Here is a 14,604-nt window from a genome sequence, read left to right as displayed (position 1 = left end):
ATCTTGCTGTTTCCGGGATTCTGCTTCTGAAGATGGTTGAATAATAATTGCTTCAAGTGCAGATGTTTCCGCATCATTTAGTTCTAAAATTCGTTGAAAACGTTGAAGTTCTTCACGAGTAACGTCACTGAGAGGATATTCAAACTGCATCGACTCTCTAAATACCTGTTCATACTGCTGAAGCTTTTGCCGATGTTCCTCGATCGCCACAACAATTGGATTTTCAATTGCAGTCACATCCTCAGCAGTCAGATTCAACGCTTGGTGACGTTGCGTTAGTTGAGAGCGTTTAAAAGCACTGAGCGGATATTCTTGCTCAATAGCTTCTGTAAATTCTTGCTCATATTGCTGCAAGTTTGCTTGATGCGTTTCAATCTCCGCATTAATTCGCCTCTCGATCGCTCCCACATCTCCCTTACTCAACTCCAACGTCTGCCAGGTTTGCTGCAATTGCTTTCGCGTTACTTCATCTGGATAATGCTGGCGCTGCGTCGCCTTCACAAATGCCTGCTCGTACTGCTGGAGTTTTTGATGATAGCTTTCAATCTGTGTTGTGATTTGCGCTTCAATTGGGGCAACATCTACATCCGTCAGTCCCAAGCGCTGCTGCTGTTGGTGTAAGTCATTGCGGGTTGCCTCACTGAGGGGATATTCCTGCTGCGTGGCAGTAAAAAACAGCCCTTGGTAGCCTTGGAGTTTCTGGTGATATGCCTCTACCTCAGCCGTAATCTGAGATTCGATCGCGGCAATATCTCTATCTGCAAGTTCTAATTGCTGCTGGGTTTGCCGTAAGCGATCGCGGCTTGCTGTACTCAGAGGAAACTCCTGTCGCAGTGCTGTTGTAAACGCTTGCTGATAAGTTTGCAGATTTTGCTGATGCGTCTTAAACCGTGCAGTCACTAGTGCCTCAATCGGCATCGTGTCCTCATTCCGCAGCCCCAAAATTTGCTGGAGATTTTGCAGATCGAGGCGATCGCCATCTGTAATTGTCTCGTTTCGCTCCAATAGCTCGGTGAACACTTGCTGATACTGCTGGAGTTTTTCACGGAACTCCTTGCGGTACGGTTCTAAAACCTCATCTTCGATCGCCTTCGCTTCAGTTGTCTCCAATCCCAAGCGAGTCATCTGATAATCTAATGTCCGACGACCAACAAGGGAAATTTCGCCTCGATGAATAAATCGCGTTACCTCTTTACAGTATTGCTGTCTAGGATCGCCTGGAGCCACCTTTGTCAGTCGAATTTTAAAGCCTTCTCGACTTGCATAGATTTCTGGCTTCATCGCCGGCTGAAGTTCTTGCACCTTCTGACTGGCGTATTCATGGAGTTCATCAATGGAGATAAACTCATCGCGATCGCGATCGGCTTCTCCCGACTTAATACCTTCAATCAAAAAACGAGTGTAAATCGATAAATCTTGCCCCTCTTGCTCAAAGGAATATTGAGTCGAAGTAGAAGAAGTCAACACGACTCGTCCTTCACCGCCCAACTGCTGCCGGATGTCAATAGTTCCGTCATCTTTGGCAGACATTCCCTCAGCAAACGCGCCACTAAAGCAGCTATCCAGGATTACCACCTGCCGACGGGAGCGGCTTTCGCTCATGCGATCGTGAATAAAATTGGCAGACACCGACGTTGAGCGAATCAATTCGCCCTGCTGTGTCTTCCTGGTGTTGCGAGTCGCTAGATACAGCCTACCGCGATCGTCTTTGATGCCGTGTCCTGAAAAGTACAGCAGCAGCAAATCATCCTTGTGCCGTCCAGAGAATAGCGTTTCAATCGCCATTTCTACAACTTGTCGCTCAGGATTTTTTAGCAGGGTAATATCTGATGTAGCAAATTCGCCTATCTGTGGATGCAGCAGTAACTCATATACTGCATCCACATCTCTGACCGCACTGGGCAACGGATTCAGCCCAGGCTCATATTCACTGACCCCAATCAGCAACGCTACCTTCACCATTTAACCTACCTATGCTGCGATCAAATTCGATACGCTTTCATCTCTGTACTGTTTCCTTTATAGCAAGTTTTAGAGTATCACCTCTATCAACCGGACTCAACGCGAATGTAGAAATCATCAGGATATTCGATAAATTGATTCAGATAGCCCAGTTTAGCGAGAAAAATCAGTGGTGATGAATTGAGAATAATTTGCATTCATTTACCAGCTTTTTTGTAAAGCAACATCTTCTTCAGCAAGGTAAGAAAATTCAATTCCCATCAGGTCTAGAATTTTAAGGAATTCTGCTGGTTCCAGTTGCATAACTTCTGCGGTTTTTTGAAGACTGATTACTTTAGAGTACTCCAAGTAAAAAAATGCCCAGTTGTCATTGCGAGCGAAGCGAAGCAATCGCAGGGGTTGGGATTGCTTCGCTTCGTACCCTTCGGGAACGCCAAGGGCGAACGCAATGACGGGTTTTGGATCATTTATTTTGTGGAGTTCTCTTAGCAAGTAAAGCACCAAGTAAAAAGAGAAAATTTTCTTTCTGTTCCATGCCGTGGAATAACTGAACTTCTGAGGCGATCGCTTGCGTAAGCTCTTGGTTCATAATGATTTCTAGAAACTAAGTTTTGAATCAAAGCCCAGCAGGTGCGTAGTTTACAGCCCATAGGCATCGCTTATACTTTAATGTGCTCTTTTCCCCTACTCACCAATCCTTATGACACAACAACAACCAGACAGACTAGACCGAATAGAAGCAACACTAGAGAGAGTTTCACAACAGCTTGACAATCAGGTTGTAGTGAATTCTGAACTGAGACAATCAACAACCGAACTGAGACAATCAACGGCAGAGTTAACCCAGTCAGTAAACGAAATTGCCAACTCAGTTAACTTGCTACTGCAAACAGTTACAATTCATCAACAAAACTTTGAAGTACTCGCTGTCAATATGCAGCAAATGCAATCTTCAATTCTTAACTTGCAAACTGAAAACAGTTGAATACTTAGAGATTTTAGAAGGACAAGGCTAACATTATGAACAAGTGCGCGATGCAAAGTTACTGACAATTAGTACTGGACGACGTTTACCCATTTCTGAACCCATCACCGGACTAAGATTTGCGTAATAAATATCACCACGTTTCATCTGTTAAACCATCTGCTACTGTCACATCCCAATCGTTATCAATTTCAGCAGACGCTTCTCGGTAAGCTGCCTCTAATTCTCGGTTTCGCAGCAATTCTAATGCTTCTTCAATTACTTGAGAACGAGATTTACATCCTTTATTTTGCTTGTAGTTTTCGACAAACTCCACTAAAGACGGTGGCAAGGAAATAGAGAGTTTTTCTACATTCATCTTCCTACCAACTAGTAGCAAAAATAATTAGTACTAATATCCTAGCTTAATCTTAAAGCCCAGCAGATCCGTTTAGTTAAGTGGCTGTAACTACAATTTGTCGTTACAATCAGGTAAGCGTAGCTGTGTTTAGGTAATGCAGTTTGAATGGGATGAAGCAAAACGTCTTACTAATCTTCGCAAGCACGGAATCGATTTTATCGATATCCCAGCAGTATTTTATGGAGATACGGTTACGGTTGAAGACGATCGCTACAGCTACGCAGAGCAGCGTTTCGTCACGTTTGGCTTGTTGCAAGGGCGAGTCGTTGCTATTGTCCATACAGATCGTGATGATTTAACGCGCATTATTTCTGCAAGAAAGGCAACTAAATATGAGCAACGAATCTATTTCGAGCAATTCTCAGACTGATTGGCAACGACTTGATGCTATGAGCGATGAAGACATTGATTTATCAGATTGCCCGGAAATTACACCAGAACTGTTTGCTAAGGCTACTGTTCGCCGGGGTTTACCTGCGGCAAAAAATAAAGCACAGGTGACGTTACGCATTGACAGCGATGTATTAGAGTGGTTTAAGTCGCAAGGACGGGGTTATCAAACGCAGATCAATACTTTACTGCGAGCATATATGGAAGCTCATCGATAGTTAGTAAATCGATCGACACTATGGGATAGCTGAACTTCTGAAGCATCGCTTGGGTAAGCTCTTGATTCATAATTTGATCGACTCTGTTTTTTGAAAAAATTAGATCGTTCCGCTTCGCTACACTCAAAAAGGGTAAAGGAAAGAAGGGCAGAGGGCAAAAGAGCTAAAGTCTAAAGGCCTAAAGAGTCCTCCCAACCGCGCAGACAACCCGAAAACCAAGATTGCTGTGGATCAGGTCGCGCCCCACCCTAAAGTTTAGGTTACGGGACGCGGAACGGCATTTTCCAGGAAGGTCGTGCCAGGAACCACCCCGCAGCATCCGAATTTTATTATCATTATCTATCCATGCACTTCCATCACTAGGCGCTCCTTTATAGCTGTCATGCCAAGTATCTTGACACCACTCCCAGACATTGCCGTGCATATCGTATAATCCAAAGGCGTTGGGTGGAAAACTTCCTACTTCTGTTGTTTCTTGACGATTTTTTCCTTTTGGTGCAGAAGCATAAGTGGAATTTCCCTCATAGTTAGCTAACTCAGTTGTAATCGTCTCGCCGAAGTGAAATGGTGTCGTTGTTCCTGCACGACAGGCGTATTCCCACTCTGCTTCACTAGGTAGGCAATATTCACGCCCAGCTTTTTGACTCAGCTTTTTGCAAAATTCCACTGCATCATTCCAGGACACTTGCTCTACAGGACGTTTTGCTCCCTTGAATTTGGACGGAGTGTTACCCATTATTTGCTGGTACTGTTCCTGAGTAACTTCAAACTTGCCGATAAAAAAAGCAGGCACATTCACAGTGTGCTGTGGTTCTTCATCTTTGGCTCTACCATTTTCACCTAGTGGCGAACCCATATTAAAAGAGCCTTCAACAATCTGAACCATATCTAAAGTTATGCCATTGCCTAAGTCCTCCTTAAAGAACTTAGCTTGCTTGTTAGGCTCTCGTTTAATTACCTGTCCCTTTTTATCTACCGTTACCGTTTCAAACTTAAAGGGAATATATTTAGGTTCAGGTGCAGAGATAGTTTTTGATTTATTAGTAGGTCGATTAGTAGGTTGATTAGCAGGTTCAATAGTAGATTGGGGTATCGGTGATTGACCCTTAAAAATTTCACGACCTACTACTGCTGTCACCAAACCTACACTTCCAAAGCCAGCCCACTTCAAAAACTTTTGTCGGGTTATTCGCTCTTGAGCCGATTGAGTGGGTTGAGCAGAGCTTGACTGCTGAATCGGAGGTTTAATCAATTCTCGGCTTGCTACAACTCTGGTTTCAATTGCAGTGATGTCCATCTGCTGTAATTTTTGGCAATATTCTGCTTCCTCCTGCGGCCGTTGTTTTTCTGCCTCCTGCTGGTTTAGTCGTACAGTTTCTTCTTGTTGTTTTTCTGCCTCCTGCTGCTGTCTGATTATCTCTTGCTGTTTCGGGGATTCTGCTTCTGAAGATGGTTGAATAATAATTGCTTCAAGTGCAGATGTTTCCGCATCATTTAGTTCTAAAATTCGTTGAAAACGTTGAAGTTCTTCACGAGTAACGTCACTGAGAGGATATTCAAACTGCATCGACTCTCTAAATACCTGTTCATACTGCTGAAGCTTTTGCCGATGTTCCTCGATCGCCACAACAATTGGATTTTCAATTGCAGTCACATCCTCAGCAGTCAGATTCAACGCTTGGTGACGTTGCGTTAGTTGAGAGCGTTTAAAAGCACTGAGCGGATATTCTTGCTCAATAGCTTCTGTAAATTCTTGCTCATATTGCTGCAAGTTTGCTTGATGCGTTTCAATCTCCGCATTAATTCGCCTCTCGATCGCTCCCACATCTCCCTTACTCAACTCCAACGTCTGCCAGGTTTGCTGCAATTGCTTTCGCGTTACTTCATCTGGATAATGCTGGCGCTGCGTCGCCTTCACAAATGCCTGCTCGTACTGCTGGAGTTTTTGATGATAGCTTTCAATCTGTGTTGTGATTTGCGCTTCAATTGGGGCAACATCTACATCCGTCAGTCCCAAGCGCTGCTGCTGTTGGTGTAAGTCATTGCGGGTTGCCTCACTGAGGGGATATTCCTGCTGCGTGGCAGTAAAAAACAGATGTTGGTAGTCCTGGAGCTTTTGGTGATATGCCTCTACCTCAGCCGTAATCTGAGATTCGATCGCCGCAATATCCCCATTCGTAAGCTCTAATTGCTGCTGGGTTTGCCGTAAGCGATCGCGGCTTGCTGTACTCAGAGGAAACTCCTGTCGCAGTGCTGTTGTAAACGCTTGCTGATAAATTTGAAAATTTTGCTGATGTGTTTTAAACCGTGCAGTCACCAGTGCCTCAATCGGCATCGTGTCTTCATTCCGCAGTCCCAAAATTTGCTGGAGATTTTGCAAATCGTGGCGATCGCCATCTGTAATTGTCTCGTTTCGCTCCAGTAGCTCGGTGAATACCTGCTGATACTGCTGGAGTTTGTCGCCAAACTCCTTGCGGTACGGTTCTAAAACCTCATCTTCGATCGCCTTCGCTTCAGTTGTCTCCAATTCCAAGCGAGTCCTCAATACATCCAATGTACGACGACCAACAAAGGAAATTTCGCCTCGATGAATAAATCGCGCTACCTCTTTACGGTATCGCTGTCTGGGATCGCCCGGAGCCACCTTTGCCAGTCGAATTTTAAAGCCTTCTCGAATTGCATAGATTTCCGGCTTCATCGCCGGCTGAAGTTCTCGCACCTTCTGACTGGCATATTCATGGAGTTCATCAATAGAGATAAACTCATCACGATCGCGATCGGCTTCTCCCGATTTAATACCTTCAATCAAAAAACGAGTGTAAATCGATAAATCTTGCCCCTCTTGCTCAAAAGAATATTGTGTTGAACTAGAAGAAGTCAATACGGCTCGTCCTTCACCGCCCAACTGCTCTCGGATGTCAATCGTGCCGTCATCAGATTTGGCAGACATTCCCTCAGCAAAAGCGCCACTAAAGCAGCTATCTAGGATTACCACCTGCCGACGGGAGCGGCTAAGACTCATACACTGTTGGATAAAGCGCGCTGCAACAGCAGTAGAACGAATTAATTCACCTTTGCTATTTTTGCGTGTTTTGCGCGTTCCCAAGTAAAGCTGTCCTAGATCATCCTTGATGCCATGCCCTGAAAAGTAAAACAACACCAAGTCATCTTTTGGCTGATTGGTAAATAGACGCTCGATCGCTTCTTCTACATCTTGTCGCTCAGGATTTTTTAGCAGGGTAATATCTGAAGCAGCAAATCCACCCATGTCTGTATGCAGAAGCACCTCTCGCAACGCTTCTACATCCTTAACTGCTCCAGGAAGAGGACTCAGCCCTGGTTCATACTCACTGACCCCAATCAGCAACGCTACCTTCGCCATTTAACTTACCTATGCTGCGATCAAATCCGATATGGCTTTCATCTCTGTGCTGTCTTCTTTATACCAAGTTTTAGAATATTATCTCTATCAACCGGACTAGTTATAAGTTGAATGTGGAACAGCTTACCCTGCAATGCCAATGCATCGGGTAACAATGCCAATGCATCGGGTAGCAATGCCAATGCACCGGGTAACAATGCCAATGCACCGGGTAACAATGCCAATGCATCGGGTAACAATGCCAATGCATCGGTTGACAATGCCAATGCGTCGGGTAACAATGCCAATGCGTCCTTTTGCATTAAACAAGCTACGCTTTTACACAAAAGTGTACTTATTATATCTTTTTGGCATCTATAATTTTTCCTCTTAGCTGTTATGACCTTCCGCCCTGATTCTACCCTGAGCTTGGTTTCTCCCAGCATTAGCGATGTTTGTCAACAAATTGCCCCTTTAAAACTGGGAATTATGGCTTCTGGGAATGGCAGCAATTTTGATGTAGTTGCCCAAGCTATCCAGGATGGGCGGCTAAATGCCCAAATTCGAGTTTTAATTTACAATAATCCCTCTGCGAAGGCAGCCATAAGAGCAGCTAATAGAGGTGTAGAAACTGTTTTATTAAATCACCGCAACTATCAAAGCCGAGAAGAGTTTGATCGGGAAATTGTGCAGACATTGCGGCGCTACGATGTAGAGTGGGTGATTTTGGCAGGTTGGATGCGATTGTTAACATCAGTTTTCATTGATGCCTTTCCTGATAAAATTATTAATATCCATCCTAGTTTGTTACCTAGTTTCAAAGGCATTCATGCTGTAGAACAAGCTTTGGCATCTGGGGTAAAAATCACTGGCTGTACAGTACATATAGCTTGTTTAGAAATGGACAGTGGCCCCATATTGATGCAAGCCGCAGTCCCAGTACTGCCGGATGATACAGCAGAAACGCTCCACACCAGGATTCAAATTCAGGAACATCGAATTTTACCACTGGCGATCGCTCTGGCAGCTTCTTCGTCAAAGCATAAGTAACCAAACAGAATTAATTAGACATCTCCGAAAAATAACGTAGAGACGTAGCACTGCTACGTCTCTACAAGGGTTCTGGGTAACGCATATTTAATTTCTGGAGATGTCTATTACATAGCCATTATTATTGATAGAATTCACAGAAGCGGTGAAAGTTAGTACATCCCTGGTTAGGATAAACAAGGAGAGGGGATAGTTCAGGGAGTAGAGATTTGGGTGTTGGTGTGTTTAAAGAGAAGTCTGAAATCTAACATCCTCTGGGTGTAAGATTATACTAATTTTATTAGCGAGAAACAGTTGAAATAGCGTCTTATGTCAATTATTGCGCTCAGGGCGTGGTATCTACAAGATTATGAGCCGATTCCAGAACTGGAAAAACGTCCACCAGACATTCGCTTAAGCAAAAAAAGTCTGTTGAAATCAGCATTGCGAGCAGACTTTTTGGAAGAAAGTGACGAAGTGAAGAAATCAACTTGGTTTGGGCGCTATCTGGAAGGGGAAAATATTGAATTTTATATTGAAGGTAGTGGTGGCTATTCTGTCTCTAACATTGACTTAATTAGCCATGAAATTTATTTTACCAAGCAAGCAGTGTTGGCTCAGTTAGAACCAACGATTTTTTTATCTTCTCAAACTGAATATCCCGCAGCGACAGATGCTTTAAGAGAAGAACTGCGAAAAAGTTTGGAAAATTTAAACTTGCGATCGCGCCTTCCCCTAACATTAGTAGAATCCTCTCGTGCCAGTGGCGCACCTCTGCGAATTAACCGCACAATCATGCGAAAAATCCGTAAGAGTTTGTTATTTATCGCTGACACTGCGCCCATTGCGATGATTGATGGTAAAGAAATCGCCCAATTAATTCCCAGTCCGAATGTCTGTATTGAAATTGGCTATGCTATCCAAAGTAAGCGATCTGAACAGATTTTATTAGCGCAGATGCAACGCCCAGACTTTGAAGGGCAATTTTCTTTCGATTTACCCACACAGCAAATTTTGCAATTCCAAGATACTACAGAACTGAATAAAATCCTCACAGGAACCATTGAAAATCAGCTGGCACGATTCAAATTATTTGTTTGAGCAAGATAATATTAATTATGCATTGACAATAAACATCAAATATATGAAAGGGAGTGGGGAGTAGGGAGTGGGGAGTAGGGAAACTAAGAAAGCTTTTCCGAAAAGCGGGGTTTCAACCAATATGCGATACAAGGATTTTTTCTCTGATGAGACGCTGTTCGCGAACGCGCCACTTGCAGGCGTTAGCGCGTAGCGGGACGTACCCCTACGGGGATCTTGCTACGTGGTAGCGTCTCTAAGAGTTGTACGGCTTTAAACCTAAATCGAGGGCTAATTTCTTCCCCTACTTCCTACTCCCTACTTCCTACTCCCTACTCCCTACTCCCGCCCCGAAGGGGTCGTAAAAGGTCAAAAACCATATTTGTCGTGGGGGCAATTCATGAATCATTAGTGTCAACTTAAGGTGAAACCGCTTGTCCGCCGGGAATTGAAATTCCCGTATAATAGCGAAAGTCATCTGAAGATGACTAAATATCGCCAAGAATCTCCAGTCTACTTCAGTAGACTTAAGCTAATTCAATCACAGGGAAACCTAATAATCTACCGTAGGGATGATGACAGGTTAAGGGATTTCGTAATAATCACTTAAGTGCTTAGATGAGAGCTACAGCCACCCACTACGAACCGATCAAAATTACTGACATAGACGACTAAATTAAAGCAAACTTTCTCTATTGCGAATTACGTGAGTAAATTGGGAGAGTACCAAGGTTTAAGAGAGCATCATTACCAATTGATATAAAGTAGCATAAATATTATTTATCAGTTTAAGTATAATAAATCGTCTGGTTCTAGCGATCGCTATACGTAATCTCAGCTAAACTTTAGCAACTCTTCAAAGCATTTCCCGCAAAAATTACCTGGCAGAAGTTGATTAATATCTAAATAATTGAAAGGGAGTATAACATTCCCCGTGATTATTCGTGCAGCGAGTTGAGAGTGCATGAGCTACTGCTTAAGTCCGACCTGTCCCAATCCAGAAAATTTGGTATATAGCCAAAGGTGTCAGTCTTGTGGCTCGCAACTACTGTTGCGCGATCGCTATCAGGTGATCAAACCATTAGGTCAAGGTGGCTTTGGAGCAACCTTCTTAGCCAATGACCAAGGCTTACCAGGAGAACCGAGCTGCGTAATCAAACAATTACGCCCATCAGGAAGCGCCCCACACGTTTTACAGATGGCTAGAGAACTCTTTGAGCGAGAAGCTAAAACTCTAGGTAAGATTGGCAATCATCCCCAAGTACCAAGATTATTAGACTATTTTGAAGATCATGAACAATTTTACTTAATTCAAGAATATATCAGTGGTGATACCTTGCAAGAGGAGGTCAAACTTAACGGCATCTTGAGTGAAACAGGAGTCAAGCAGTTTTTGAGCGAGATTTTGCCACTGTTGCAATACATCCACGAGCAAAAAGTGATTCACCGTGATATCAAGCCAGCCAACTTAATTCGCCGCACTCAAGATGCCCGAATGGTACTGATAGACTTTGGTGCCGTCAAAAATCAAATCAGCCAAGGTACGACAAATCCATCAGGACAGACAGCATTAACTGCTTATGCCATTGGTACTCCTGGTTTTGCACCTCCAGAGCAAATGGCTATGCGTCCAGTCTACGCCAGTGATATTTATGCACTGGGGGTGACATGCATTTTTTTACTGACTAGCAAAACTCCTAAAGATTTAGATTACAATCCCAACACTGGCGAGATGATATGGGAGCATCTTGTGCAAGTGAGCGATCACTTGAGCAATGTATTGCGAAAAATGTTAGATGTATCTGTACGTAATCGCTATCAGTCAGCAGCAGAAGTTCTCCGAGCATTGGAAATAGAACCATACTTAGATAGTTTAGCCAAGGGTTTACTGATTAAATCTGAGAGTGGATCTAGAGATCGAACACATAACGAAAATTCTGCTGTTTTATGTAACAATCCTTCTGCCACAAGTACTGGAGTGGCACAGGTAGCGGCAGCAATTCGTGCTAGACGAGCCAAGACAGCAGAAGCAGGGGGATTACACCAGGGTTCTGGGATGGCTAAATCAACAACTTTCGCTAGCAACAGCAATGGTTCACAAGTTCAAAATTCTAAAGTTGAGCGGAAATTAGATACCCAAAGTTTGTTAACAGCCTATCTGAAGGGAAGGCGGGATTTTGCCTTACACAATTTAAGTTTGCTGAATCTGCAAGGTGCTGACTTATCCCAAACAAATTTCCATTCTGCTCAATTGCAAAAAACCAATCTCCAGGGGGCTAATCTCCACAATAGTGACTTTGGCAGAGCCAGTCTCACTCGAGCAAATCTTAAGGATGCTAATTTGAGCAAAGCATACTTTAACCATGCTGATTTAGAAGGGGCAGACCTGCGAGGCGCAGACCTCAGCAATGCTTATCTCAGCAATGCTAACCTCCGAGGAGCTAATCTGTGTGGTGCTAATCTCACCAGTGCCAAGATTTCTGATGAGCAGCTAGCACTAGCAAAAACAAATTGGATGACCGTGCGCCCCAATGGAAAGCGAGGCTTGTTGTGATTGGAAAGTTTAAACTTGGGAGCCACTTGCTTGCTCTAGTAGCAAGAGTTAAGCAAAGTAGGATAATTTTTAGATTGGGTGACCGAACAAGGCAAAAGTAAAAAGTAAAAAGGCAAAAGAAAGAAAAATAAAAATGGCCACAGAGCAACTAAATTTATTTATGGGGATTATATTTTTACTTTTTAATTAATTTTGGATATTAGATTCTAGACTATCTTTACAGATGAATCTTTTTGATTTAAACCGATTATTTAGATTAGTAAAATAGTCTCCCTGCTTTTTTAATACTCCATTAAGTAGGTATATCAATCCTATTTGATTTTCTCTCAGTGAAAGGTTCAGATCCCCAACTTATTGAAGAAGTCGGGGACCTTTTTATTTATAACTTCTGCACAAATTCTTATAGACGTAATTAAATGTAAAATCAAACTTTTATTCATAGCCCGGTTCTCAAGAGCTAGAGCAGCTTCTTAGCAGCTTTATTTTAATTAAGCCTTTCTACTTAGTACACGTAACCGTAAAAAAGGTTCGGAAATATCGAGGGTTTATGTTGGATTTCATTATGTTCTACCAACCTAAGAATGATTAAACTCCATACTCTTTTTGTGGTGGACTGTATTTACTGAAAATTATAAAATGCTTATTTTCTAAGGATCACAAAGCTGATATTTTCTTGCTAGCTTGGAAAATTAGCCCTGATGATTCAGGGTAAAAACTCAGATTTATTCAGAATTGACCAAATAGATATAATGTTTAGGTTGAGCGATAGTCATTGCTCTCGCAAATGTTAAGAGATATCCAGATTTTTAGCATAAATATGTAGGTAATTGGCAATTCTTAATGAAATATTTATGATTTCTACCTGTTGCAAATAGCAAATGATTATTTACAATAAACAATAAAGCATAATCATAATTTCTTAAGAAGATTTTCATGCTTTTTATGGCTAGAAACAACAGGGAATCTCGCACCTAAAAATTGTAAAATAGAACGCTCTTAAGCCATTCAAGTTTTCAGATGGCAGCGGAAAGCGAAAAATCAATTATCCCTGATTGTAGGCTGAAACAGAATATTTACGACCGAAATCAGGTAGTACAAGGTTTACGTATAATGACTGACTTTGCACAAACGGAAATAGAACGGCGATTAACTTTATATCAAGTATTCCTCAAGTTATATGAACACCACAGCAGCCTTTTAGATGAAATTCTTCAGCTAGAAAATCTATCTCAACCGTCGTTGACGAGAGTCAAGGCGTGTTACGTACATGGTGTAGTGGATACTGCTGCTGTTTATTTGATGACTAACTTGTGCGACAATCAGACTCAAAGTTTACGACAGCCACAACGAATTTGGACAATAGGTCGTAATCGCACCAGTGGTATTTGCATTGCTGATAGTCATCTGTCTCGTCGCCATGCTGCTATTCAACATATTGATGAGCAAGGCTTTTACTTAATTGATTTCAACAGTACCAATGGCTCGTTTGTGAATGGCGATCGCGCTGTCGGGCGAATCAAGCTTAAAGATGGCGATCGCATCCGTCTAGGGAATATGACTTTTGATTTTTTTGTAAATTATAACTACCGCGTTTTGCCAACTGTAGCGATAGATTTATTGATGCAGCTTGTGCATCGGAAGGGTAATCATACAGTAGAAATGCTTACTTATTCCCAGAATAGACAAAAACCTCTAACTGAAAAACCAGATTCTAATTTAGAGACTTTCAGAAATTTTGGACTTGAGAAGCTGGAAAATCGTTATGACAACTTCAGTTCAGAACAGAAATCAGAAATTCTAGACCGCTTTTTTACCAGACAAATACCGTCTAATCTCAGCTAGTACAAGAAGGCAAAAGTAAAAAGGCAAAAGTAAAAAGAAAGAATGCTTATTTTGTAAGCTTTCTGGCTATTTTAAATGGTTGGTTTATTTACGCCGTGTTGTACTAGCTAAATAATTGGATGTTCTCTGACAGCAATCCTGCTGTCAGAGAAAGACTTAAGGTGAAAATATAGAAAAAAAATTAAGAATGTGATTAAATATCATAGCAATCATTTTGGAGTAGCATCTTTAGCCCACAATAAAAAGAAAGCGATTCAGGAATTGAGTGAACAAGTTATCCTCTATCCCGACAACAGGAGGATACTTAAGGTCTACCAGCAGTGGCAACAAGAGTAGTGGCGCACTCCGGTCATGTGGGCATAAAATGCTAGGGCGATATCTAATGACGGAAATTGCAACCTGTAACTGTTTCGCATTTACGTAAAAAAACCCCCAGTGAGCGTTAGCCAACCAGGGGAGTTAGTTATCAGGGTGCATCTACCAATTAAATGTTCTCAGGTTGAACACCATACTCCGGATGGAATTGTACAAAGGTCAGTTATTTTTTTAAATAAAAAAACCCCAGTTGGTGTTAACCTACAGGGGAGTGAGTTATCAGGGTGCATCTACCAATAATCTCTTCTAGGGTCAGCTAGTATCTTCCGGAGAAAATGAACTAAATTAGGATTGATGGTGATGTCTAGGATCGGCTACACTTACGAAACGAGAAAGAACCTCAAGTGGGTGTTAGCCAACAGGTGAGTTAGTTATCAAGGTCAGTTATTTTTTTAAATAAAAAAACCC

13 protein-coding genes are annotated in these 14,604 nt (G+C 42.3%); 7 read left to right on the top strand and 6 right to left on the bottom strand.

Going from position 1 to position 14,604, the window contains the following annotated elements:
- Together V7K76_RS25405 and V7K76_RS25400 are read right to left on the bottom strand one after the other, a co-directional pair.
- Positions 1-1,962, bottom strand: a 1,962-nt coding sequence (locus V7K76_RS25405) for a caspase, EACC1-associated type (RefSeq protein WP_335030161.1), incomplete at its 3' end; no start/stop codon positions are given.
- Between the two features lie 463 nt (positions 1,963-2,425).
- Positions 2,426-2,551 (bottom strand): hypothetical protein, encoded by a 126-nt coding sequence (locus tag V7K76_RS25400; protein ID WP_334779210.1) that lies wholly within the window; start codon positions 2,549-2,551, stop codon positions 2,426-2,428.
- Between the two features lie 111 nt (positions 2,552-2,662).
- On the opposite strand from V7K76_RS25400, the gene V7K76_RS25395 reads away from it, so the two are divergent.
- Positions 2,663-2,947, top strand: coding sequence for a hypothetical protein (locus V7K76_RS25395; RefSeq protein ID WP_334779209.1), 285 nt, complete (start codon positions 2,663-2,665; stop codon positions 2,945-2,947).
- 33 nt (positions 2,948-2,980) lie between these two features.
- Here V7K76_RS25395 and V7K76_RS25390 read toward each other — a convergent pair whose 3' ends face one another.
- A complete protein-coding gene (locus V7K76_RS25390) occupies positions 2,981-3,094 on the bottom strand; it encodes a type II toxin-antitoxin system PemK/MazF family toxin (RefSeq protein WP_442936195.1) in 114 nt (37 codons plus the stop codon).
- Entirely contained in the window at positions 3,081-3,305 is a 225-nt protein-coding gene (locus tag V7K76_RS25385) for a ribbon-helix-helix domain-containing protein (RefSeq protein ID WP_334779208.1), read from the bottom strand. Before V7K76_RS25385 ends, V7K76_RS25390 begins: the two co-directional genes overlap by 14 nt.
- Positions 3,306-3,441: 136 nt before the next feature.
- Here V7K76_RS25385 and V7K76_RS25380 point away from each other — a divergent pair, with 136 nt between their 5' ends.
- Together V7K76_RS25380 and V7K76_RS25375 are read left to right on the top strand one after the other, a co-directional pair.
- On the top strand, positions 3,442-3,717 hold the full coding sequence (locus tag V7K76_RS25380; protein WP_334779207.1) for a BrnT family toxin: 276 nt from the start codon (positions 3,442-3,444) through the stop codon (positions 3,715-3,717).
- Positions 3,680-3,955 carry a BrnA antitoxin family protein gene (locus V7K76_RS25375; RefSeq protein WP_190935122.1) on the top strand — a complete coding sequence of 92 codons (276 nt, stop codon included), beginning with the start codon at positions 3,680-3,682 and terminating at the stop codon, positions 3,953-3,955. The genes V7K76_RS25380 and V7K76_RS25375 overlap by 38 nt, the downstream gene beginning before the upstream one ends.
- Positions 3,956-4,133: 178 nt before the next feature.
- Here the strand turns inward: V7K76_RS25375 and V7K76_RS25370 are convergent, their stop codons facing one another.
- Positions 4,134-7,337 carry a caspase, EACC1-associated type gene (locus tag V7K76_RS25370; protein ID WP_335030159.1) on the bottom strand — a complete coding sequence of 1,068 codons (3,204 nt, stop codon included), beginning with the start codon at positions 7,335-7,337 and terminating at the stop codon, positions 4,134-4,136.
- A gap of 38 nt (positions 7,338-7,375) precedes the next feature.
- Positions 7,376-7,639, bottom strand: coding sequence for a hypothetical protein (locus V7K76_RS25365; protein ID WP_334779205.1), 264 nt, complete (start codon positions 7,637-7,639; stop codon positions 7,376-7,378).
- A gap of 76 nt (positions 7,640-7,715) precedes the next feature.
- On the opposite strand from V7K76_RS25365, the gene purN reads away from it, so the two are divergent.
- The 4 genes from purN to V7K76_RS25345 all read left to right on the top strand — a co-directional run bounded on the left by purN (position 7,716) and on the right by V7K76_RS25345 (position 13,821).
- Entirely contained in the window at positions 7,716-8,366 is a 651-nt protein-coding gene (purN, locus tag V7K76_RS25360) for a phosphoribosylglycinamide formyltransferase (protein ID WP_334779204.1), read from the top strand.
- A gap of 309 nt (positions 8,367-8,675) precedes the next feature.
- A complete protein-coding gene (locus tag V7K76_RS25355; protein WP_334779203.1) occupies positions 8,676-9,446 on the top strand; it encodes a hypothetical protein in 771 nt (256 codons plus the stop codon).
- A 943-nt stretch (positions 9,447-10,389) separates the two neighbouring features.
- Positions 10,390-11,979, top strand: a complete 1,590-nt coding sequence (locus V7K76_RS25350) for a serine/threonine-protein kinase (protein ID WP_334779202.1) — start codon at positions 10,390-10,392, stop codon at positions 11,977-11,979.
- A 1,110-nt stretch (positions 11,980-13,089) separates the two neighbouring features.
- A complete protein-coding gene (locus V7K76_RS25345; protein ID WP_334779213.1) occupies positions 13,090-13,821 on the top strand; it encodes an FHA domain-containing protein in 732 nt (243 codons plus the stop codon).
- Positions 13,822-14,604 lie beyond the last annotated feature (783 nt).

The sequence above is a fragment of the Nostoc sp. genome (genome assembly GCF_036917975.1).
Lineage (GTDB): Bacteria > Cyanobacteriota > Cyanobacteriia > Cyanobacteriales > Nostocaceae > Nostoc.
Note: the sequence above shows the minus strand (reverse complement) of the source record. Positions and strands in the feature narration are given on the sequence as shown.

What these genes read in the sequence shown, in the direction of transcription:
- V7K76_RS25390 (WP_442936195.1), bottom strand. Translation starts at nt 3,094, where the DNA reads ATGAAACGTGGTGATATTTATTACGCAAATCTTAGTCCGGTGATGGGT.
- V7K76_RS25350 (WP_334779202.1), top strand. Translation starts at nt 10,390, where the DNA reads ATGAGCTACTGCTTAAGTCCGACCTGTCCCAATCCAGAAAATTTGGTA.
- V7K76_RS25380 (WP_334779207.1), top strand. Translation starts at nt 3,442, where the DNA reads ATGCAGTTTGAATGGGATGAAGCAAAACGTCTTACTAATCTTCGCAAG.
- V7K76_RS25375 (WP_190935122.1), top strand. Translation starts at nt 3,680, where the DNA reads ATGAGCAACGAATCTATTTCGAGCAATTCTCAGACTGATTGGCAACGA.
- V7K76_RS25370 (WP_335030159.1), bottom strand. Translation starts at nt 7,337, where the DNA reads ATGGCGAAGGTAGCGTTGCTGATTGGGGTCAGTGAGTATGAACCAGGG.
- V7K76_RS25365 (WP_334779205.1), bottom strand. Translation starts at nt 7,639, where the DNA reads ATGCAAAAGGACGCATTGGCATTGTTACCCGACGCATTGGCATTGTCA.
- V7K76_RS25355 (WP_334779203.1), top strand. Translation starts at nt 8,676, where the DNA reads ATGTCAATTATTGCGCTCAGGGCGTGGTATCTACAAGATTATGAGCCG.
- V7K76_RS25345 (WP_334779213.1), top strand. Translation starts at nt 13,090, where the DNA reads ATGACTGACTTTGCACAAACGGAAATAGAACGGCGATTAACTTTATAT.
- V7K76_RS25395 (WP_334779209.1), top strand. Translation starts at nt 2,663, where the DNA reads ATGACACAACAACAACCAGACAGACTAGACCGAATAGAAGCAACACTA.
- V7K76_RS25385 (WP_334779208.1), bottom strand. Translation starts at nt 3,305, where the DNA reads ATGAATGTAGAAAAACTCTCTATTTCCTTGCCACCGTCTTTAGTGGAG.
- purN (WP_334779204.1), top strand. Translation starts at nt 7,716, where the DNA reads ATGACCTTCCGCCCTGATTCTACCCTGAGCTTGGTTTCTCCCAGCATT.
- V7K76_RS25400 (WP_334779210.1), bottom strand. Translation starts at nt 2,551, where the DNA reads ATGAACCAAGAGCTTACGCAAGCGATCGCCTCAGAAGTTCAGTTATTC.